The 20,703-nt window shown below is 69.1% G+C and carries 21 protein-coding genes; 11 read left to right on the forward strand and 10 right to left on the reverse strand.

Annotation, left to right across the window (positions count from 1 at the left end; genetic code table 11):
• Positions 1 to 66: 66 nt before the first annotated feature.
• Positions 67 to 999 carry an aldo/keto reductase gene (locus ACFO8M_RS04385; protein WP_387971005.1) on the reverse strand — a complete coding sequence of 311 codons (933 nt, stop codon included), beginning with the start codon at positions 997 to 999 and terminating at the stop codon, positions 67 to 69.
• A gap of 118 nt (positions 1,000 to 1,117) precedes the next feature.
• Here ACFO8M_RS04385 and ACFO8M_RS04390 point away from each other — a divergent pair, with 118 nt between their 5' ends.
• Positions 1,118 to 2,002: a LysR family transcriptional regulator gene (locus ACFO8M_RS04390; protein ID WP_387971007.1), complete on the forward strand. Its 885-nt coding sequence runs from the start codon at positions 1,118 to 1,120 to the stop codon at positions 2,000 to 2,002.
• Positions 2,003 to 2,008: 6 nt separating this feature from the next.
• On the opposite strand, the gene ACFO8M_RS04395 is transcribed toward ACFO8M_RS04390, so the two are convergent.
• From ACFO8M_RS04395 to ACFO8M_RS04420, 6 genes are all read right to left on the reverse strand, one after another.
• A complete protein-coding gene (locus tag ACFO8M_RS04395; RefSeq protein WP_387971010.1) occupies positions 2,009 to 2,392 on the reverse strand; it encodes a VOC family protein in 384 nt (127 codons plus the stop codon).
• An 8-nt stretch (positions 2,393 to 2,400) separates the two neighbouring features.
• Positions 2,401 to 4,056: a hypothetical protein gene (locus ACFO8M_RS04400; RefSeq protein WP_387971013.1), complete on the reverse strand. Its 1,656-nt coding sequence runs from the start codon at positions 4,054 to 4,056 to the stop codon at positions 2,401 to 2,403.
• Between the two features lie 10 nt (positions 4,057 to 4,066).
• Positions 4,067 to 4,945: a carbohydrate ABC transporter permease gene (locus ACFO8M_RS04405; protein ID WP_387971015.1), complete on the reverse strand. Its 879-nt coding sequence runs from the start codon at positions 4,943 to 4,945 to the stop codon at positions 4,067 to 4,069.
• Complete coding sequence (locus tag ACFO8M_RS04410) at positions 4,942 to 5,832, reverse strand: carbohydrate ABC transporter permease (RefSeq protein WP_387971203.1); 891 nt, start codon at positions 5,830 to 5,832, stop codon at positions 4,942 to 4,944. Before ACFO8M_RS04410 ends, ACFO8M_RS04405 begins: the two co-directional genes overlap by 4 nt.
• A 42-nt stretch (positions 5,833 to 5,874) precedes the next feature.
• A complete protein-coding gene (locus ACFO8M_RS04415) occupies positions 5,875 to 7,143 on the reverse strand; it encodes an ABC transporter substrate-binding protein (protein ID WP_387971018.1) in 1,269 nt (422 codons plus the stop codon).
• Between the two features lie 225 nt (positions 7,144 to 7,368).
• Complete coding sequence (locus ACFO8M_RS04420) at positions 7,369 to 7,719, reverse strand: hypothetical protein (protein ID WP_387971021.1); 351 nt, start codon at positions 7,717 to 7,719, stop codon at positions 7,369 to 7,371.
• A gap of 126 nt (positions 7,720 to 7,845) precedes the next feature.
• Here ACFO8M_RS04420 and ACFO8M_RS04425 point away from each other — a divergent pair, with 126 nt between their 5' ends.
• The 4 genes from ACFO8M_RS04425 (at position 7,846) to clpX (ending at position 12,216) form a co-directional block, all read left to right on the forward strand.
• The gene (locus ACFO8M_RS04425; protein WP_387971024.1) at positions 7,846 to 9,003 is read left to right on the forward strand and encodes a S8 family peptidase; all 1,158 of its coding nucleotides are present in this window, start codon (positions 7,846 to 7,848) and stop codon (positions 9,001 to 9,003) included.
• Between the two features lie 249 nt (positions 9,004 to 9,252).
• A complete protein-coding gene (locus ACFO8M_RS04430; RefSeq protein WP_387971027.1) occupies positions 9,253 to 9,906 on the forward strand; it encodes an ATP-dependent Clp protease proteolytic subunit in 654 nt (217 codons plus the stop codon).
• 19 nt (positions 9,907 to 9,925) lie between these two features.
• Entirely contained in the window at positions 9,926 to 10,591 is a 666-nt protein-coding gene (locus ACFO8M_RS04435) for an ATP-dependent Clp protease proteolytic subunit (RefSeq protein WP_387971030.1), read from the forward strand.
• 320 nt (positions 10,592 to 10,911) lie between these two features.
• Positions 10,912 to 12,216 carry an ATP-dependent Clp protease ATP-binding subunit ClpX gene (gene clpX / locus ACFO8M_RS04440; protein WP_387971032.1) on the forward strand — a complete coding sequence of 435 codons (1,305 nt, stop codon included), beginning with the start codon at positions 10,912 to 10,914 and terminating at the stop codon, positions 12,214 to 12,216.
• 11 nt (positions 12,217 to 12,227) lie between these two features.
• Here the strand turns inward: clpX and ACFO8M_RS04445 are convergent, their stop codons facing one another.
• Entirely contained in the window at positions 12,228 to 12,542 is a 315-nt protein-coding gene (locus ACFO8M_RS04445; protein WP_387971035.1) for a PLD nuclease N-terminal domain-containing protein, read from the reverse strand.
• Between the two features lie 148 nt (positions 12,543 to 12,690).
• On the opposite strand from ACFO8M_RS04445, the gene ACFO8M_RS04450 reads away from it, so the two are divergent.
• The 3 genes from ACFO8M_RS04450 (at position 12,691) to ACFO8M_RS04460 (ending at position 15,387) form a co-directional block, all read left to right on the forward strand.
• A complete protein-coding gene (locus tag ACFO8M_RS04450; RefSeq protein ID WP_387971038.1) occupies positions 12,691 to 13,461 on the forward strand; it encodes an electron transfer flavoprotein subunit beta/FixA family protein in 771 nt (256 codons plus the stop codon).
• A gap of 9 nt (positions 13,462 to 13,470) precedes the next feature.
• Positions 13,471 to 14,400: an electron transfer flavoprotein subunit alpha/FixB family protein gene (locus ACFO8M_RS04455; protein ID WP_387971041.1), complete on the forward strand. Its 930-nt coding sequence runs from the start codon at positions 13,471 to 13,473 to the stop codon at positions 14,398 to 14,400.
• A gap of 375 nt (positions 14,401 to 14,775) precedes the next feature.
• Entirely contained in the window at positions 14,776 to 15,387 is a 612-nt protein-coding gene (locus ACFO8M_RS04460; protein ID WP_387971043.1) for a biotin transporter BioY, read from the forward strand.
• A 95-nt stretch (positions 15,388 to 15,482) separates the two neighbouring features.
• Here ACFO8M_RS04460 and ACFO8M_RS04465 read toward each other — a convergent pair whose 3' ends face one another.
• Complete coding sequence (locus ACFO8M_RS04465) at positions 15,483 to 16,394, reverse strand: hypothetical protein (RefSeq protein WP_387971046.1); 912 nt, start codon at positions 16,392 to 16,394, stop codon at positions 15,483 to 15,485.
• A 294-nt stretch (positions 16,395 to 16,688) separates the two neighbouring features.
• Between ACFO8M_RS04465 and ACFO8M_RS04470 the strand changes: the two genes are divergently transcribed.
• The 3 genes from ACFO8M_RS04470 to ACFO8M_RS04480 are packed head-to-tail and all read left to right on the forward strand — an operon-like array spanning position 16,689 to position 20,027.
• Positions 16,689 to 17,846, forward strand: coding sequence for a cysteine desulfurase family protein (locus ACFO8M_RS04470; protein WP_387971049.1), 1,158 nt, complete (start codon positions 16,689 to 16,691; stop codon positions 17,844 to 17,846).
• Between the two features lie 32 nt (positions 17,847 to 17,878).
• Entirely contained in the window at positions 17,879 to 18,985 is a 1,107-nt protein-coding gene (mnmA, locus tag ACFO8M_RS04475; protein ID WP_387971050.1) for a tRNA 2-thiouridine(34) synthase MnmA, read from the forward strand.
• A complete protein-coding gene (locus tag ACFO8M_RS04480) occupies positions 18,978 to 20,027 on the forward strand; it encodes a methionine synthase (RefSeq protein WP_387971053.1) in 1,050 nt (349 codons plus the stop codon). The genes mnmA and ACFO8M_RS04480 overlap by 8 nt, the downstream gene beginning before the upstream one ends.
• Positions 20,028 to 20,037: 10 nt before the next feature.
• Here ACFO8M_RS04480 and ACFO8M_RS04485 read toward each other — a convergent pair whose 3' ends face one another.
• The gene (locus ACFO8M_RS04485; protein WP_387971056.1) at positions 20,038 to 20,682 is read right to left on the reverse strand and encodes a sulfotransferase family protein; all 645 of its coding nucleotides are present in this window, start codon (positions 20,680 to 20,682) and stop codon (positions 20,038 to 20,040) included.
• Positions 20,683 to 20,703: the final 21 nt, after the last annotated feature.

A 20,703-nucleotide genomic window follows, 5' to 3' on the forward strand; every position in this document is an offset into this window, starting at 1 on the left:
CCGCTGCACGCCAAAGCGAACCGGGCCCCGCGCAACAGCGCGGGGCCCGGTTCGCTTCCAGCATGTCTACGGCACGGTGTACCCGGCGGCGCGCACCAGCTCGTACCACTCCGGCCTGGTCAGCGGGATGTCAGAACCCTCGGCCGAGGCGGCCACGCGCTCGGGGTTCGTGGTGCCGATGACGACCTGCATCTGGGCGGGGTGGCGGGTGATCCAGGCGACGGCGATCGCGATGGGCGGCACGTCGTACTTCGCGGCGAGCCGGTCGATCACGGCGTTCAGCTCCGGGTAGCGCTCGGAGCCCAGGAACGGGCCGTCGAAGAACCCGGCCTGGAACGGCGACCACGCCTGGAGGGTGATGTCGTGCAGGCGGCAGTAGTCGACGATGCCGTCGTCGCGAGCGATCGACTGGTCGAGGCCCTGCATGTTCGCCGCGATGCCCTGGGAGATCAAGGGCGCGTGCGTGATCGACAGCTGCACCTGGTTCGCGACGATCGGCTGCGCGACGTACTTGCGGAGCAGGTCCATCTGGCGGGCGGTGTGGTTCGAGACGCCGAAGGCGCGGACCTTCCCGGCGGCGGCGAGGTCGTCGAACGCGCGGGCGACCTCCTCGGGCTCGACCAGCGCGTCGGGGCGGTGCAGCAGGAGGATGTCGATGTAGTCGGTGTCCAACGCGGCCAAGGACTCGTCGACGGACTCGACGATGTGCTCGTAGGAGAAGTCGAAGTAGGGGCCGGGGTGCATGATGCCGGTCTTGGTCTGGATGACGAGGCGCTCGCGCTCGGACGGCGTGAGGCGCATGGCCTCGGCGAAGCGGCGCTCGCAGCCGTGGCGGCCGCTGCCGTAGAGGTCGGCGTGGTCCAGGAAGGTGATCCCCGCGTCGGTCGCGGTGCGCACCAGCTTGCGCACCTCCTCGTCGGTCTTCTCCTGGATGCGCATCAGTCCGAGCACCACGTTCGGCGCGGTGATCTCGGTGCCGGGCATTTTGAAGGTCTTCATTGACGGTTCCTTTTCAGTGGGGTCGGCGACGGCGGGCGCTCACTGCCACGCTATGCACCGCTAATATAGAAGTCAAACAACTGGCACTCATGAGATTGAGAAGCATAGGGAATCATTCGTGGATCTACGCCAAATGGAGTACCTGGTCGCGCTCGCCGATGAGAGGAGCTTCACTCGGGCCGCCGAGCTCTCGGGCATCTCGCAGTCGGGCCTGTCGGCGGCGATCCGGGCCCTCGAAGAGGAACTGGGGACGAGCCTGTTCACCAGGACGACCCGGCGGGTCGAGCCGACCGAGGCCGGATTCGCGCTGCTGCCGTACGCCAGGGCCATGCTGGAGCAGGCGGCGGGCGCGCGGGACGCGGTGGTCAAGGCCAGCCGCGACCTCGCCGGGTCGCTCCGGATCGGCGCCGAGCAGTGCCTCGGCCTGGTCGACATCGCCTCGCTGCTCGACCGCTTCCACCGGCGCCACCCGCGGGTCGAGACCCACTTCGTCCAATCCGGTTCGCACGATCTGCTCGGGCTCCTGCGCGCCGGTGAGCTCGACGTCGCCTTCGTGGCCACCGACCGGCATCTGAGCGGGCTGCCCCGCAAGGAGATCGGCCGGGAACCGCTGGTCGCCCTGCTGCCGCCGGACCACCCGCTCGCGGCCCGCGCCACGGTCCGGTGGGAGGCCCTGGCCGAGGAGGACTTCATCGACTTCGGGCCCTCGTGGGGCGTCCGCACCCTCAACGACGCGGCCTTCGCCTCCCGCGGCGTGCACCGCCGCGTCCGCTGCTCCGTCAACGACGTCCACACCCTGCTCGACCTCGTCTGCCGCGGCCTCGGCATCGCGGTCGTACCGCGTCACGTCGCCGCCAAACCGCAAGCGGACCACCTCCGGGCCCTGCCCGTGTCCTCCGACGGCACCCCGGAGTGGACGGTCTCGGCCGTCTCCACCGCCTGGGACCACGCCGACTCTCCGGCGGCCCACCTCCTCGAACTCCTCAAGGAGCCTCGGACCTGACCGCGGTCAGGCGGGCTTCAAACGCTTGCGGAGCAGGCAGAACACATTGCCTTCGGGATCCTGCAGCACGTGCCAGTTCTCCTCGCCGGTCTGGCCGACGTCGGCGGGCCTCGCACCGATCGCGAGCAGGCGTTCGAGTTCGCCTTCCTGATCGCGGTCGGTGGCGTTCACGTCGATGTGGAGCGGCAGCTTCCCGGGCTTCGGGTCCGTGCTGGGGCTCAGGATCAGGGTCGGCTGCAGGCCGCCGAATCCGACGTCCGGCGGGCCGATCTCGATGCTGCCGTCCTCCTCGCGGTCGAGTTCGACGTAACCGAGGACGTCACTCCAGAACGCGGCCAGCCGTTCCGGGTCGGCGCAGTCGAGGACCAGCTCGCTGATGCGGGATGCCATGCCCGCCACTATACGTACATGAAGCCGACCTGCAGGTCGCCGCTGCTCGGCAGCGGCACATAGACCTTCAGGCCCGCGACCGCGTCGGTGCCCGACAAGTGCGTGTAGTCCTCGCCGGGGTGGTAGCCCGTGCCCGCGGCGTTCGTTCCCAGCTCACTGACGCTGATCGCGATGCGGTCCGCGCCGAGCCGGTACGCGAACTCGCCGCCGACCGGCTCGAAACCACCGGACGCCAAGGGCCGCACGCCCTCGAACTCGCCGCCCTCGCGGAAGGCCAGCTCCAGCACCTGCCGCACCCGGCCCGGCCTCGCCTTGATCGCAAGGCGCACTTCGCGTTCGCCGACGCGCACCCGAGCTTCGGTCTCCAGCGCGACCTCGTCGTGCGGCCGGTGCGCGAAGTCCATCGAAGCCGAGAAGCGGCCGTCGTCCATGAGCGCGTAGTCGCCGCCCGGACGCCGGTGCTCCGCAGGCAGCGGCTGGTAGTACGAAGCCGCCACCCGCTCCGAGAGGACGAACGCATCCCCTTCGGCCGCAAGACCATCAGCCCGGAACGGACCGACGCCGAAGAAGTCCCGCGACAACCGCACCGAGTCCAACACCGCCCCACCGGCGAACATCCGCAGGAACGTCGGGTTGCTCGACAGCCCCGAGCGGATCCATCCGTGCCCGGCATAGTCCGTACCGCCGAACACCGTGACCGCGAAGTCGCCGTCCCGGATTACCGCCAGACCCGCCGACTCGAACACCGAGCTTCCGGCCTTCGGCACCTCCGCAGAGGGCAGCACCCCGGCCAGCTCCGGCTCCGACAGGACCTCCGCCAAGGCCTCCGTCGGCAGCACCGGCGGCTCCGCGAGGATCCGCTCCACGACCGCGGCGAAGTCGCCGCGCCCGCGCGCGATCGCATACCGCCGGAACTGCATCAGGAACGGCGCCAACGGGACCGCGCCCCGCTGGTCCTGCCGCCGCGAATGCACGGACTCCACGGTCCCGTCGGGCAGCGCCGTAGCCGCGATGACCTCGAGGTTCCGGCACACCGCGTCCAGCAGTTCCGGCCGGTCCAGCGCGATCCCGATCGCCGTCAACGACGGGTTCGACACGTACATCGAATAGTTCGGGCTCCGCTCCGAGTACATCCCGTCCGAGGCGATGTCGATCCCCTCGGCCAGCCACTCGTCAACGCGCGCAACGAGACGCTCATCCGGCCAGTGCCGGTTCAGCCGCGCCAGCGCCGCACTCAACTCCCACCGGTGGTTCGGCGTGTGCACACCGCCCAGCCGCAGCGGCTCGGTCGCGGCCGCCGCGATCCGCTCCAGGCCCCCGGCCAAGGGCCGTAGCACCACAGGCACCCCGTCGCCCTGCAGCAGCGCGTACGTGTCGCACAGGTCGTTGATCGTGAACGCGGTGTCCGGCGGCGAAGCGAGGTTCTCGGCGTCGAACAGCCCGTTCTCGCCCTGCATGCCCGCCAGGAACTCGACCAGCCGCGCGGCCGCCCGCGCCGCCTCCGCGGAGGCGAACAAAGCCGAAGGCGCATGGACCCCGCAGGCCACCAGGTCCTTCACGGCCGACATGACCGCCCGGTGGTGCGGCGAGCCCGCAAGCAGCTCGTCGACCCCGCCGAGCACCGCACGGGCCCGTTCATCGGCCGCCGCAGTAACAGCGGCCATGAACACAGTGTCAGTCCTTGAGTCCGGCATTGATGTCCTCGTTCATGACGTACTTCTGGAACACGATGAAGATCAGCACCAGCGGCAGGATCGACATCACCGAAGCGGCCAGCAGCAGCGGCCAGTCGATGTTCTCGGCCCCCACAATGGACCGCAGGGCGATCTGGAGCGTGAACTTCCGCTCGTCGCCGACCACGATCAGCGGCCAGATGTAGTCGTTCCAGCGCCACTGGAACGAGAAGATCGCCAACGTCATGATGATCGGCCGCGACATCGGCAGCATGATCCGGAAGAAGATCCCCGTCTCGCGCGCCCCGTCGATGCGGGCCGCCTCCAGGATGTCGTCCGGAATGGACACGAAGAACTGCCGGAACATGAACACGCCGGTGGCCGTGAGGATCGACGGCACGACCAGGCCCGCCATCGTGTCGTACATGCCCAGGTCGCGGATGACCAGGAACGTCGGCGAGAGGATGACCTCGGTCGGCAGCATCGTCGTGGCCAGCAGGCACACGAAGAAGATCCGGATCCAGACCTTGTCCTGGTACTTCGCGAGCGCGTACCCGGTCATCGCGCTGGCGAGCACCGTCAGCACGGTGGTGGAGACCGCGACGGCGAGCGTGTTCGAGAAGTAGAGCATGAAGTCGAACCGGTCCCAGGCCTTCTCGAAGCCGCCGACCGTCGGGTTCTCCGGGAAGATCGTGAGCGGGTACTGGAACAGCTCCGACCCGGGTTTGAAGGCGCTCAGCAGGAACCAGACGAGCGGGAACGCGTACAGGCAGGCCAGCAGCCACATGAACGTGGTCATCGGGATGACGGAGCCGAGCTGTTTCACCTTGCGCGCCTTCGGCTTCACCGTCTGCTGCGGTGCGGTGGTCGAGGTGCTCATGGGGCGCTCCTCCGGTTGACGGCCAACTGCACCAGGGCGATGGTGAGCAGGATGAGCAGGAGGATCATCGAGACGGCGCTGGCGTAGCCGATGTCGGCCCGCTGGAAGCCGGTCTCGTAGATGTACTGGATCAGGAGGACGTTCGAGGTGCCCGGACCACCTTCGTTGAGCGCCTGGATCATCGCGAACTCCTTCATGGCGCCGAGTGAGGACAGGAGGATCACCAGGAACGAGGTGGGCGCGATCGACGGCAGCGTGATGTTGCGGAACCGCTGCCAGGCGTTCGCCCCGTCGATCTCGGCGGCCTCGTAGTAGGCGCGCGGCACGTTCTTGAGCGCGGCGATGAAGATCAGCATGTTGAAGGCCGTGCCGCCCCAGGTCGCGGCGATGACGACGACCATGAGCGCGAGGTCGGGGTCGGTCTGCCAGGCGAGGGGGTTCCCGCCGAGCCGGTCGATGACGTAGTTGACGAAGCCGAAGCTCTCGCCGAACATCCACCGCCAGACGACGCCGGCGACGATGGGGGAGATGAGCCACGGGAAGAAGAACACGAGCTTCGCCGCGGTCTTGCCCTTGGTGTGGTTCGAGACCAGGAGCGCGGCGATCGACAGCGACAAGACGTACATCAGCGGCACGCTGAGGACCGCGAACAGCACGGTCCGCGTCAGGGACTGGTAAAAGGTCGGGTCGCGGAAGAGCCGCTCGTAGTTGTCCGTGCCGACGAACTCGGGCGTGCCGAGGCCGGAGTAGTCGGTGAAGGAGTAGATCAGGCCCAGGCCGCCGGGCCAGACGAAGAACACGAGGAACAGGACGATGCTGGCGCCGCCGAGCACGAGCGGCGCGAGCCCGTATCGGGCGCGGCGGCCCCTGCCGGGCCGCTTGCGCAGCCCGGCAGGGGTCTGGGAGGTGGTGGCAGTGGCCGTCAAGGGTTACTCGCAGACGATGTTCTCGTTGAGCCCGGCAATGATGTTGGCGATGGTCGTGGGCACGTCCTGCTCGCCGTTGGCGAGTTTGATCGCCTCTTCCTTGAGCGGGTCGGCGTCGCCGCCGGCGCTCTGGCCCGCGTACGCCATCTCGAGGTTGTTCCGCTCTTGGGCGCTCGAGATCGGGTCCGACGCGGCGATCTCCTCGTTGTAGAGGTCGAAGCTGGTCTGCGAGGCGCCGTAGTCGATGTCGAGGCCCTGGATCACCGGCAGGAACCCGGAGATCTCGCAGATCTCGGTGTAGTTCTCGGCGGAGAAGAGCCAGTTGATGAAGTCGAGCGCGGTCTGGGACTTGTCGCCCTTGTAGACCACGACGTAGCCGCCGCCGAGGTTGGTCGCGCGGCGCGTCTGGGCGGGCATGATGGCCGAGGCCCATTCGAAGTCGGCGATGTTGGCCTGGAAGTCGGCCACCTGCCACGAACCCGAGTAGTAGGCCGCGACCTGGCCGCTCTTGAACAGGGCGTTCGGGTCGTCGCCGGAGACCCACACGGAGCGGGGCATGACGTCGTCGTCGTTGATGTCGGCGAAGAACTGCAGCGCGGCGGTGGTGGTCGCCTCGTCGGTCGAGTACGTGCAGTCGTCGCCGAGCTCGAAGCCGTTGCTGCCGAACTGGTACATCATCGAGCGCAGGCGGTGCGAGGACGGGTCCATCACGAGCCCATAGCGCGCTCCAGTCGCGGCTTTGACCTCCTTGACGGCGGCGATGAACTCATCCCAGGTCCAGATCTGGTCGGCTGTGGTCGGGTAGGCGACCCCGGCCTCGTCGAACAGGGACTTGTTGACGTACAGGCCCACGGCGGTGAGGTCGGTGAGGAACGTCGGGACCTCGCCTTCCTCGTTCTCGGTGACGAGGTTCTCCATGACCCCGGCCTCGCTCGCGACGTCGCTGAGGTCTTCGAGCTGGTTCATCCAGATCGGGTCGATGGCCTGGACCCGGGCCATGTCGGGCAGGCCGTCGGCCTGGGCGGCGTTGCGCAGGCGGGTGTTGAAGTCGTCGTAGGGGATGTCGTCGATGTCGACGGTGATCCCGGTTTCCTCGAGGTACTTGTCGGCCATCTTCTGGAAGCCGCCGCCTTGGTTGGCGTCGCCCGAGAGCCAGAACTTGATGGTCTTCGCGTCGCCCTCGTCATCGCCGCCGCCGATGAAGCCGCAGGCGCTGAGGGGCAGGGCAGCCGCACCGGCGGTTCCGGCGGTGAGGATGAGTCTTCTCTTCATTGAGCTCTCTCTTCAGGATGCGGGCCCGCGAGGGTCCCGTCGGGGTTCGGAGCGAGCGCAGGCCCTCGCCGCGCGCTCGCCGGCGCACTCCCGAATGGGCCTGATCACGTGTGCCAAGTCACCCGGGTATGCGCTTGCCCGACCATAGCAGATGTCTCCTAACGCGCGACAGTAGCGCGCGACAGGTGGTATTGAACTGCAACTTTTCCCTGAGCCTAACCCCGGCTACACCGCTTTGGCCTCGGTCTTCTCATCCGCTCGGGCTTCCTGCCCGGGCGCTTCGGACGCCTCGTGGTGCTGTGTGTCGGCCGCTTCGTCCGCGGCCTGCTTGAGGAGTTCAGCGGTGCGCTGGGCGCCGTGCTCGGCCGCGTCGAGCACGGCGGCCGAAATGACGAGGGTCGAGCCGACGAGGATCAGCGCCAATCCGGCGGCGCCGCCGGAGACGAGGTAGGGCATCTGGCCGTCGACGTAGGCGAGCTCGGCCATGCCCATCCAGGCGAAGGTGATGACGACGCCTCCGGCGAGCCAGAAGAGAAGGCCGAGAAAGCGGAGACGGGTTGTGGGGGAACCGGACACAGTCACTCCATTGTGGGCTATTGAGAGATTTTCGGTTTTCGCTACTGCGAGGTAACCAAATCTACCAATTTCTTGGTACCTTGTGACAGATGCCATAGCCCGTTTTCTCCCGAAGGGTGTCCGTACATGGTGAACAATCCCCCCGTACGCCGTTACCTCCTGGCCGCATCGGCCGCAACCCTCGCCGCGACCGGCCTCGCGGCGTCCCCCGTCCAAGCCGAGACCGCCGAGATCCTCGCCGCCGACAGCCCCGACGCCATCGCGGGCTCCTACATCGTCGCGTTCGAGGACGACGTGGAGTCCGAGGTCGTCGACGATTTCGGCGGCGACGTCGAGACCGTCTTCGACTCGGTCGACACCGTGCTCGCCTCCATGAGCGCGAGCGAGGCCGAACGGCTCGCCGCCGACCCTGCCGTGGCCTACGTCGAGCAGAACCAGACCATCCAGATCGAGGCCACGCAGGACGACCCGCCCTCATGGGGCCTGGACCGGATCGACCAGTCCGGCCTGCCGCTCGACACCGCCTACACCTATCCCAACGCCGGTGAAGGCGTCACCGCCTACATCATCGACACCGGGATCTGGGCGAGCACCGCGGACTTCTCCGGGCGCACCGGCACCGGCTTCTCCGCGATCCTCCCCGGCCTCCAGGGCCTCGACTGCAACGGCCACGGCACGCACGTCGCCGGAACGGTCGGCGGCACCACCTACGGCGTGGCCAAGGAGGTCACGCTCGTACCGGTGCAGGTGCTCAACTGCGCCGGCTCCGGCACCACCGCCGGGGTCATCGACGGCGTGAACTGGGTGACCGAGAACGCCGTCAAGCCCGCCGTGGCGAACATGAGCCTCGGCGGCGGCGTGAGCGACGCCCTCGACGCGGCCATCGCGGCCTCGATCGACTCCGGCGTCACCTACGCGGTCGCCGCCGGCAACGAGACCGCCGACGCGTGCGGCGTCTCCCCGGCCCGCACGCCCGAGGCGATCACCGTCGCGGCCTCCACCGAGGCCGACGCCCGAGCCGACTTCTCCAACTTCGGCGACTGCGTCGACATCTTCGCGCCCGGCGAGGACATCACCTCGACCTACCTGCTCGGCACCCCCATGGCGCTGAGCGGCACCTCGATGGCCTCGCCGCACGTGGCCGGCGCCGCCGCGGTGTACCTCTCGGCCCACCCGGACGCGTCCCCCGCCGAAGTCGCGGACGCGCTGACCGGCGCGGCCACCTCCGGAGCGATCAGCGACGTCCAGGGCAGCCCCAACCTGCTCCTGCACGTCACCGACTAGGAAGAGAATGAAAGGGGCCCGGCCGTTGCGGCCGGGCCCCGCTCGCGTTTCCGCGTCCCGGAACCCGGACATCCTGTGCGGGCGCCCGAAGTGGCCCATGCCCCAGGATGGGCGGTGGGCCGCAAGGCGCTCCGCTCGCAGCGAACACGGAGCCCAGCCGCGTCCGATCGTCGCCCCGACGGGCTAAGGTCTGGATTGGTAACCGCAACGCCGAGTGCATATCGCCGAGACAGAATGAAGGTGCAAGACATGGAGCATTCGATTCCGTTCTCCTCGAAGCTGGAGAAGGACGTCGTCAACGCGGTCGCCCGTCGCGGCGGCGGAGGCGAGAACTCGGTCGGCCTGGACAGCATGGTCTTCGACCGTCTGCTCAAGGAGCACATCCTCTTCCTGGGCTCGGACGTCAACTCCGAGATCGCCAACCGCCTCTGCGCCCAGCTGCTCCTGCTCGAAGCCGAGGACGACCAGCGCGACATCAAGCTCTACATCAACTCGCCCGGTGGCTCGGTCTACGACGGCATGGCCATCTACGACACCATGCAGTACATCAAGAACGACGTCGCCACCGTCGGCATGGGCATGGCCGCCTCCATGGGCCAGCTGCTCCTGTGCGCCGGCGCCGCGGGCAAGCGCTACGCGCTCCCGCACGCGCGCATCATGATGCACCAGCCCTCCGGCGGCATCGGCGGCACCGCCTCCGACGTGGCCATCCTGGCCGAGCAGATGCTGTACACCAAGCAGATGTTCCAGGAGCGCGTCGCCGAGCACACCGGCCGCACGATCGAAGAGATCGAGCGCGACTCCGACCGCGACCGCTGGTTCACCGCCGCCGAGGCGAAGGACTACGGCTTCATCGACCACGTCGTCAAGCGGGTGGCCGACGTCCCCGCCGAAGCCAACTAGTAAGGAATAGGGGAACCAGATGATGGACATCCACGCCCAAGCCGGCGGCTTCGACCCGCGCGCTCGCTACATCGTCCCGTCGTTCACCGAGAAGACCTCGTACGGGGTCAAGGAGATGAACCCGTACAACAAGATGTTCGAAGACCGGATCATCTTCCTCGGGTCCCCGGTCGACGACACCTCGGCGAACGACATCATGAGCCAGCTGATCGTCCTCGAGGGCAACGACCCCGACCGGGACATCATCATGTACATCAACTCCCCGGGCGGTTCGCTCACGGCGCTGATGGCCATTTACGACACGATGCAGTACGTGCGCCCGGACATCCAGACCGTGTGCATGGGCCAGGCCGCCTCGGCCGCGGCCGTGCTGCTCGCGGCCGGGACCCCCGGCAAGCGCACCGCGCTGCCGAACTCCCGCGTGATCGTCCACCAGCCGGCCACCGAGGGCACCTTCGGCCAGGCCTCCGACATGGAGATCCAGGCCCGCGAGATCATGCGCATGCGCGACCAGCTGGAGAAGATCCTGGCCCGCCACACCGGTCAGCCGGTCGAGAAGGTCCGCCGCGACATCGAGCGCGACAAGATCTTCACCGCCGAGGAGGCCGTCGCGTACGGCATCGTCGACAACGTCCTGACCTACCGCAAGAAGAACGCCCTGCCGGCCGAGGCCGCGGCGGCGTGAGCAGCATTCCATAGGAGACGCGACGGGTCGGGCGTCCAGCCCGCGGAGCGGCCGGCCCGCCGCGTCCCCGCCTGCCACCGCCAGGCGACGGAAGCTCACCTCCGTTCGATCAGGCCCGAATGTCGCACGGTCGCGATACCGTGGCCCAGGCCGCGCAAGGGTGGCGCGGTGGCAGCAAATGCGAAATACTGGATCGAGACACCGGTTCGTCCTGAATCAACGGAACCGGATCGGTGGCACAGGTTGACCTTTCAGCAATGGAGCAAGAAAGCACGCTCGGCCCGGGCCCGACGGGTCCGCCGAGGGAGGGAGTTACCGCGATGGCACCTCGCCTGGGTGACAGCGAGATCTTGAAGTGCTCGTTCTGCTCGAAGTCGCAGCGGCAGGTCCGCAAGCTCATCGCCGGACCGGCCAACGTCTATATCTGCGACGAGTGCATCGACCTGTGCAACGAGATCATCGAAGAGGAGTTCGCCGAGGAAGCCGAGGTGGCCTGGGAGGATCTGCCCAAGCCCAAGGAGATCGTCGAATTCCTCGACCAGTGGGTCATCGGCCAGGACTCCGCCAAGCGCTCGCTGGCCGTCGCGGTCTACAACCACTACAAACGCGTCCAGCTCGACGAGCTCGGCTCGATCCGGGGCGGCGACCACGTCGAGCTCCAGAAGTCGAACATCCTCATGGTCGGGCCCACCGGCTCCGGCAAGACCCACCTGGCGCAGACCCTCGCGCGGATGCTGGACGTGCCGTTCGCGATAGCCGACGCCACCGCCCTCACCGAGGCCGGCTACGTGGGCGACGACGTGGAGAACATCCTCCTCAAGCTCATCCAGGCCGCCGACTTCGACGTGAAGCGCGCCGAGACCGGCATCATCTACATCGACGAGATCGACAAGGCCGGGCGCAAGGCCGACAACCCCTCGATCACCCGTGACGTCTCCGGCGAGGGCGTGCAGCAGGCGCTCCTGAAGATCCTCGAAGGCACCCATGCGGCGGTGCCCCCGCAGGGCGGGCGCAAGCACCCGCACCAGGAGCACATCCAGATAGACACCACGAACATCCTCTTCATCTGCGGCGGCGCTTTCGCCGGGATCGAGGAGATCATCAAGTCCCGCGTCGGCAAGCGCACCGTGGGCTTCACCGCCCACCTGCACGAGGCCGGCGACTCGGCCGAAGACGCGATCGTCTCGCAGATAATGCCGGAGGACCTGCTCAAGTACGGGCTCATCCCCGAGATGGTCGGACGCCTCCCCATCCTGACCACTGTGGACCACCTGGACGAGGCGGCGCTGCTGCGCATCCTCACCGAGCCGAAGAACGCGCTGGTGAAGCAGTATCAGCGCCTCCTCGAGCTCGACGGCGTCGAGCTCGAGTTCGCCGAGGACGCGTTGCAGCCCATCGTGGAGTCGGCGCTGCTGCGCGGCACGGGCGCGCGCGGACTGCGGGCCATCATGGAAGAGGTCCTGCAACCGGTGATGTACGAGATCCCTTCGCGCGCCGACGAGGTCGCGAAGGTCGAGATCACTGCCGATGTGGTGCGCCGCAATGTGAATCCGACGCTCGTGCCGAGGACCAAGGCCTCCCCGCCGCGCCGGGCGATCCGCCCGAGGCGCGAGAAGTCCGCCTGAGTCGGCGGGGCTCAGTCTTCCTTGTCGTCGCGCAGGCGGCGGTCGATGTCGCGCAGGAAGTCGGGGTCGTCGTCAGGGGCGACGGGCCCCTTCGGGTTCCGCGGGCCGGCGTTGTTCCTGCCAGGACCCGGTTGCGGCCGCGGCGGTTTCGCCCGCCCCACCGTGAACCAGAGGATCCCGCCCGCGATCGGGACGGCCGCGATGATGAGCACCCACCAGGCGCGCGTGAGCTTCCTGGGGGCGTGTTCACCGCCGAGGCAGTCCGCTACCGCTGCGATGACCAGCGCCAGGTGGGCGAGTACCAGGAAGACGAACGCGCGGATCATGGTCCAATCATGCCTGTCCGCCGCGCCGGGTACAACAACGCCTCGGGTGGTTACCCGTAAGTAACTTCGTAAGATATAGTTCAGGCCGAGACGCCTGAACGAAAACTAAGGTCAACATGCGTCCTCACAACGACCTCGGAGGTTGTCGATGAACATCGTGGTTCTGGTCAAGCAGGTCCCCGACTCGGGACTCGCGAGACAGCTGGACGCCCAGTTGCGGGTCGACCGCAACGGCGCCAACAACGTCATGGGGGAGCTCGACGAATACGCCGTCGAAGCCGCCCTCCAGCTCAAAGAGGCCCACGGCGGTGAGGTCACCGTCCTCACCCTCGGGCCCGGCCAGGCCACGGAGACCGTGCGCAAGACCCTTGCGATGGGCGCCGACAAGGCCGTGCACATCGAGGACGAGGCCGTCGGCGGCTCTGACGCCCTCACCACCTCCAAGATCCTCGCCGCGGCCCTCGGCCGCCTCGAATGGGATCTCGTGATCGCCGGCGCCGAGTCCACCGACTCGGGCATGGGCGTCATGCCCCAGATGCTCGCCGCCCGCACCGGGGCGCCCGCGCTCACGGGCGCGCGGAAGATCGACACCGACGGCGCCTCGGTCACCGTCGAGCACCAGCGGGCCAACGGCTACGACGTGCTCAACGCGAACCTGCCGGCGATCGTGTCCGTCTGGGACACCATCAACACGCCGCGCTACCCGTCGCTCAAGGGCATCATGGCCGCGAAGCGCAAGCCCGTCGAGACGCTCACCCTCGCCGACCTCGGCGTCACCGAGACCGGGCCCGAGGCCGCGAACAACGAGGTGCTCAGCGCCGCCGATCGCCCGGCCCGCACTGCCGGCCAGATCGTCACCGACGAAGGCCAGGGCGGCGTCGCTCTCGCCGAATTCCTCGCCGCCGAGAAGTTCATCTAGGAGCCGATGATGACGAACATCCTTGTGTACGTACCGAACACCGGTAAGCACGCCGCCGAGGTCCTCACCTTGGCGCGCTCCCTCGGCGACGTTGCGGCGATCGCCTTCGACGACACCACGGCCTCGCTCGCGGGCGAGTACGGCGCAGCGAAGGTCTACCGCGTCGATGCCGCAGGCGTCGACGACTACTTCGTGGATCCGAAGGCGACCGTCCTCATCGACCTCGCGCGCTCCGCTGCCCCGGACTTCTTCCTGCTGCCGAGCACCGACGAGGGCAAGGCGCTCGCGGCGCGCGTGGCGGTGGCACTCGAGAACGGCCTGCTGACCGACGTCTCGGGCCTGGAAGCCGACGGGACCGCGACGCAGGACGCGTTCGCGGGCGGCACGGTCGTGAAGTCGAAGGCCACCAAGGGCTTCACGCTCGCGACGGTGAAGGCCGGATCGACCGAGCCCGCCCCGGCCCCGGGTTCGCCCGCGGTCGAGGCCGTGGCGGCGACCGTGGCTGAAGCCGACCAGCGCGTGCGGGTCACCGAGCGGGTCGACGAGCCCGCGGGGGACCGGCCGGGTCTGGCCGAGGCCGGCGTGGTCGTCTCCGGCGGCCGCGGTGTGGGCTCGGCGGAGGACTTCGCGCTCATCGAGCGCGTGGCCGACTCCCTGGGCGGCGCGGTCGGCGCTTCGCGCGCGGCGACGGACGCGGGGTACTACCCGCACAAGTTCCAGGTGGGCCAGACCGGTACGACGGTGAGCCCGCAACTGTATGTGGCGGCGGGCATCTCGGGCGCGATCCAGCACCGCGCGGGCATGCAGACCTCGCGCGTGATCGTGGCGGTCAACAAGGACGCGGACGCCCCGATCTTCGGCATGTCCGACTTCGGCGTCGTCGGCGACCTGTTCCAGGTCCTGCCGCAGGCGCTCGAGGAGATCGAGAAGCGGAAGTAAGCGGCGACGAGTCACAACGAGTCGCGACGTGGCCCGGATCGCCCGCAGGGGCGGCCGGGCCACGGCCATGCCGGGGCCGCGAGGCGGTGGCGAGCAAGGCTCGCGTTCGTACTCACCCCCGGCTTCGATGGTGACGCGGGGGTGTGACACGCGGCCGGTTCACTTGGGGGAGTTGGGAGGTTCGCGGCTCTTGCCTGCAAATCGGGCATTCGCGAGCACCCCCGATTCGATGATGACACTGAGGTCCGACAGGGCTTCCGAGTCGGCGCCGGTGAGCGCCGGTCGGGGGCGTCACGTCCTTGTAACAACGGTGCGTTAGGCTTCCCGGAGCCTCTCGTTATATAGAACCTACAGATAATGTTGGAGGAATCCGCAATGGTCGCCTCAGCCGCCACGATTGCCGCGCCCCGCGTTCTCGCTGACCTCCTGCCGGCCTCGACGCGGGCCGTCGCCGTCGCCCGCGACGCCGTGCTCGTCCTCGGCGGCGCCGCCGCCATCGGCGCTTCAGCGCAGATCGCGTTCACCATCCCGCAGATCAGCCCGGTTCCGTTCGTGCTCACCACGTTCACCGTGCTCCTCGTCGGCGCCGCCTACGGGCCGCTCCGCGCGGGCCTGACCCTCGCGGTCTACCTCGCCGCAGGCGCCGCAGGGGTCCCCTGGTTCACCGAGGGCACCTCCGGGTACGCCATGCCGACCTTCGGCTACATCATCGGCTTCCTGGCCGCCGCAGTCGCGGTCGGCTACCTCGCCCGCCGCGGCGGCGACCGCACGATCCTGAAGACCGTGGGGCTCATGGTCGTCGGCAACGTGCTCATGTACGCGTTCGGCGTCCCGTACCTCGCCTACGCCCTCGACATGAGCGCCTCCGACGCGATCGCGGCCGGCATGCTCCCGTTCCTCGCCGGCGACGCCGTCAAGCTCGTGTCCGCCGCGCTGCTGCTGCCCGGCACCTGGTGGGCCGTCAAGCGCTTCCGCAACGAGCGCTAGCGAGGCGCGGAACAAGCGCACAGTCGCAACGCGGAAGACTAAGACCGCAAAGCGAAGGGCTCCACCGGTTTCCCGGTGGGGCCCTTGCTCTTGCCTTATTCGATCTCCCAGCCGATGCCCAGCGCGCCCGGCCTCGGCACCGGCTCCGCCAGCGCCACGGTCCGGTTCGGGCCCAACTGCAGGTCCCCGGTCTCGCGCTTCTCGCGCTGCAGGCTCGACTGCGCGAAGCGGTACACCCGCCTCGGGATCGCGTCCGGCGCGAAGCGCACCTGGAGCGAGTACTGGTCCACCGGGTACCGGAACGCGTTCCCGTGCCCGCTCGAGGTCCCGCCGTTGCCCTGCACGACGATCTCGAACAGGTGCGTCGCGCCCTTCGGCAGCGGCGTGTCGAACACGATCTCGGCCAAGGCCACCGGCGCGTCCGGGTGCCGCAGGATGTTCGGCACCGAGCAGTCGCGCACCGGCTTGAACTCGATGTCGTCGATGTCGCAGCCCTCGTCCCCGCGGTACAGCAGGATGTAGCGGTCCACGTCGTCCCGCCTGGCGCGCACCAGCATCGACAGCTCGAACACCGACTCCTGCCATTCGGAGTCGACGTGGACGATCACCTGCTGGCTGAGGATGTCGAGCGTGTGCTCCCGCGAGGCAGGCACCTGGTCGCACAGTTCGCGCACCGCGTCGCCGCCCAGGACCGCGTCGGGCCGGGGCAGGTTCCCGCGGATCGAACGCGGCCCGCGGGCCCGCTTGGGGCCGAGCAGCACGCGCAGCGATCCCGCAGGGATCTCGAGGAGGTCTTCGAGGGCGGTGACGGCGGCCAGCGACTCGGCGCGTTCGGGCCGGGACCGGCCCGACTGCCAGTAGCTCAGGCTCGTGGTCGACACGGTGATGCCGCGCATGGCGAGGCGGTGGCGGATACGGTCGAGACCGAGCCCGCTGGTCTGGATGGCCACGCGCAAGGCAGTGTGGAACGGCCCTGCGCGAAGCGCTTCGGCGAGCTCAGGCGTCATCGGCACACACTTTCTCTCGACTCGGGCGTCGAAGACTCCGGCTTCTTCGGCACCCGGTCTCGGGGCGGCGCCCCCTTACGACCGGAAAGGTAGGAGGATTCGTCAGATTCTATCTCGCGGTCACCACCGCGCATAACACCGACTAACACGGCGGATTCCCGGGCCTGGATCCCACCCCTCGGAACGGCGCAGACCCAGGGTGCGGAACGCCGTCGCGGCCCCCAGGAGTGAGCCGGGACGCGCCAGCCACGGCGAAACTTGCGAGCCGTAGATCAAACGTAGACTGGAGAGGCCATGGCCTACCTCGATCACGCCGCGACCACGCCGATGCTCCCCCAGGCGCTCGACGCCTACGTGCGGACCGCACGCGCGCTCGGCAACGCCTCCTCCCTCCACGGTTCCGGGCGCACCGCCCGCCGCACGGTCGAGGAGTCCCGCGAACGCATCGCCGAGGCGCTGGGCGCCAAACCCGGCGAGATCATCTTCACCGGTTCGGGCACCGAGGCCGACAACCTCGCCGTCAAGGGCATCCACTGGGCCCGCCGCGCCGAGGGCCGGAACCGCGTGGTGACCACCGCGATCGAGCACCACGCCGTCGCCGACGCCATCGCCTGGCTCGGCGACCACGAACGCGCCGACGTCACCGAGCTCCCGGTCGACAAGCTCGGCCGCGTCGACACCGCCGCCCTGGCCGGGCTCCTGGACGAGCGCGGCGCCGAGATCACCGTCCTCACCTGCATGTGGGCGAACAACGAGGTCGGCACCCTCCAGCCCATCAGCGAGATCGCCGCGCTCGCCGCCGTCCACGGCATCCCCGTCCACACGGATGCGATCCAGGCCGTCGGCCACGTCCCCGTCGACTTCGCCGCCTCCGGCGCCGCCGCCCTCGCCCTCTCGGGCCATAAGCTCGGCGGACCCACCGGCACTGGCGCGCTGGTCCTGAGGCGCGATGTGAAGGCCGTCCCGCTGCTGCACGGCGGCGGCCAGGAGCGCGAGATCCGCTCCGGCACTCTCGACGTGCCCGGCATCGCCGCGCTCGCCGAAGCGGTCGCCCACGCCGTGCGCACCCAGCAGGAGGAGTCCCAGCGGCTCGCGCTGCTGCGCGACGACCTCGTGGCCCGCATCCGCGAGACGATCCGCGAGTCGATCTACAACGGCGACCCCGAATCGCGCCTGCCCGGCAACGCCCACTTCTCGTTCCCCGGCTGCGAAGGCGACGCCCTCCTCATGCTCCTCGACGCCGCAGGTGTCGAATGCGCCACAGGGTCGGCCTGCTCGGCCGGGATCGCCCAGCCCTCCCACGTGCTCCTCGCGATGGGCGCCGAAGCCGACGACGCCCGCTCCTCCCTGCGCTTCACGCTCGGCTGGCCCACTACGAGCGCCGACATCGACGCCCTCGTGACGGCCCTGCCGGAGGCTGTGCGGCGCGCCAAGACAGCAGGGCTCTCGTAGCGCCGCCGGAAAACCGGCCTAAGGTGGATGACGTGAAACTTCGAGTACTGGCCGCCATGAGCGGCGGAGTCGACTCGGCCGTCGCCGCGGCCCGCGCCGTCGAGGCCGGGCACGACGTCACCGGCGTCCACCTGGCGCTGTCCAAGAATCCCCAGACCTACCGGACCGGGGCCCGCGGCTGCTGCACCATCGAGGACTCCCGCGACGCCCGCCGCGCCGCCGACGTCATCGGCATCCCCTTCTACATCTGGGACATGGCCGAGCGCTTCCACGAGGACGTCGTGGAGGACTTCTACGCCGAGTACGCGGCCGGGCGCACCCCGAACCCGTGCCTGCGCTGCAACGAGAAGATCAAGTTCGCCGCCGTCCTCGACCGCGCGATGGCCCTCGGCTTCGACGCCGTCGTCACCGGCCACTACGCCCGCAAGGGCGAGGACGGCCTCCTGCGCCGCGCCGTCGACCCCGGCAAGGACCAGTCGTACGTGCTCGGCGTGCTCACCCCGGCCCAGCTCGCCCACTCCGCGTTCCCCCTCGGCGACACCCCGAAGGACCAGGTGCGCGTCGAGGCCGAGGCCCGCGGCCTCGCGGTCGCCAAGAAGCCCGACAGCCACGACATCTGCTTCATCGCCGACGGCGACACCTCCGGCTTCCTGAAGAACAAGCTCGGCTCCAAGGAGGGCGCGATCGTCGACGCCGCCTCCGGCGAGGTCCTCGGCAGCCACGACGGCTCCCACCAGTTCACCATCGGCCAGCGCCACGGCCTCGGCCTCAAGGTCCCCGCCGCCGACGGCAAGCCGCGCTACGTCCTCTCGATCACGCCGGTCGACAACCGCGTCGAGGTCGGGCCCCGCGAGGCCCTGCGCGTCGACCGCATCCGCACCGGCGCTCCGGTGTGGCTCGCCGAGGAGCGCACCGGCGCCTTCGAAGCCGAGGTCCAGCTGCGCGCCCACGGCGAGGTCTACCCGGCCACCGTGACCCCCGAGGACGGCGGCCTCACCGCCCGGCTCCACAAGCCCGCGTTCGGCGTCGCCGCCGGCCAGGCCCTGGTGGTCTACGACCCCGATGCGGCCCAAGGCGACGCGGTGCTCGCGTCCGGAACCATCGACGCCACCGAATCAATCGAGGCAGCGCGTGCCTGACGCTTGGAACGACCCGGAGCGTCTGCCCGACCGTGCGCCTTCGCAGGGCACCGACGCCATCGCGATGGGCGTCGCCACCGGCGTCGGCTCCCTGCCCGGCACCGACATCGGCGAGGCCGTCAACATCGTCTTCGGTGAACTCCCCGAATGGCCGCACCTGCCCGAGCTGCCCGACCGCGGTCTCGGATCGGACATGATCGGACGCGGGGCGGCCCTCCTCGAAGGCCTGCCCGTCCAGTGGTGGGCGTTCCGCTGGGAGCTCGCCGACCTGCCGGGCCGCGACGCCCGCCGCGCCGCCGACTTCCTCGAACGCGACCTCGACGCCCTCCACGAGGTGACCACCGCCGGACCGGTCCGCTTGAACGCCGTCGGCCCGTTCACCCTCGCCGCCAACCTGTGGCGGCGCACCGGCGGCGCGATGCTCGCCGACCCCGGCGCTGTCGCCGACCTCACCGCCTCGCTCGCCGAGGGCCTGCGCAACTACGTCGCGGCGGCCCAGGCGCGGATGCCCAAGGCCGCCTTGTCGATCCAGCTCGACGAACCGAGCCTGCCGGCGGCGCTGGCGGGCCGGGTGAACACCGAGTCGGGACTGGACTTCTACCGCCGCGTGCCCGTGGAAGTGGCGCGCGAGCGGCTGCGGGAGCTGACCGAGCAGGTCGGCGTTCCCGTGGTGGTGCACTGCTGCGCCCCTGACGTGCCGGTCAAGCTGCTCGAAGAGGCGGGCGCGCAGGCGCTCTCGATCGATCTGACCCTGTTCAACCTCGACGACGTGCCGAAGGTCGACGCCTTGGGGGAGTACCTCGACGGCGGCGGCCGCCTCATCGCCGGGGTGGTGCCCGCGCTCGGCAAGCCCCATCCGGGCATCGCCAAGGAAGCGGCCGAACGCGTTCTGGGCCTTTGGAACCGCCTCGGCTTCAACCCAGAGCTGCTGCCGCAGCGGGTGAGCGTCGCGACCACGTGCGGGATGGCGGGGGCGAGCCCCGACTACGCCCGGTTCGCGATGGAGGCGAGCCGCGAAGCCGCCGAGCGGCTCCGCGGCTGAGCCGGCCTCGCTATTGACCGGGTTGCTTCCCGGCCTTGATCGATTCGATCTGGGCGTTGAAGTCCTTGGTGGAGTTCAGGTGCGGGAAAGGCACGTCCGGGATCGGCAGGCCGAGGGCCGTGCACAGCGGCTCCCACCCGGCCCCGGTCTCGAACTCGACGAGGCGATCGGCGGGGATGGTCTCGCGGACCTTCTCGTGGTAGCGGTCGTAGGCCGCCTCGACTGCGTCCTTGTCCTCCCTGTCAGCGCCTTCGAACGCGTAGTCCCAGACGCCCTGGACCATCGCCAGCCATGGGCCGCCGCTCGGGTCCTCGATGTCGTTGAACTTCCTGAAGACGGTGTTGTTCGCGCTGGTCCACCAGGATTCGAAGCTGTCGCGGCGTGAGAGGACGACGACCGCGTCCGGATAGTGTTCGGCCAGTTCGGCGTAGAACGCCGAGGCCGGCCAGTCGACTGCGGCGGCGTAGCCCTTGAGGAGCTCGTCCCAGTCGGGGAAGTCGCCTTTGGCGGCGGCGCTGAATCCCGGTGCGTCGATCTCGACACGGCTGAAGACCTCGGCCATGTGGTGGCATGGCGCCCCGAGGAGGGTCTCGAGGGCGTTCTTGAGGGTCATGGTCCCGGTGCGCGGGAGTCCCGCGCCGATAACTTGAAGCATGTCCGAAACCCTATTCAGCGG

The organism is Glycomyces rhizosphaerae (genome assembly GCF_042647865.1).
Classification (GTDB): Bacteria; Actinomycetota; Actinomycetes; order Mycobacteriales; family Micromonosporaceae; genus Glycomyces; species Glycomyces rhizosphaerae.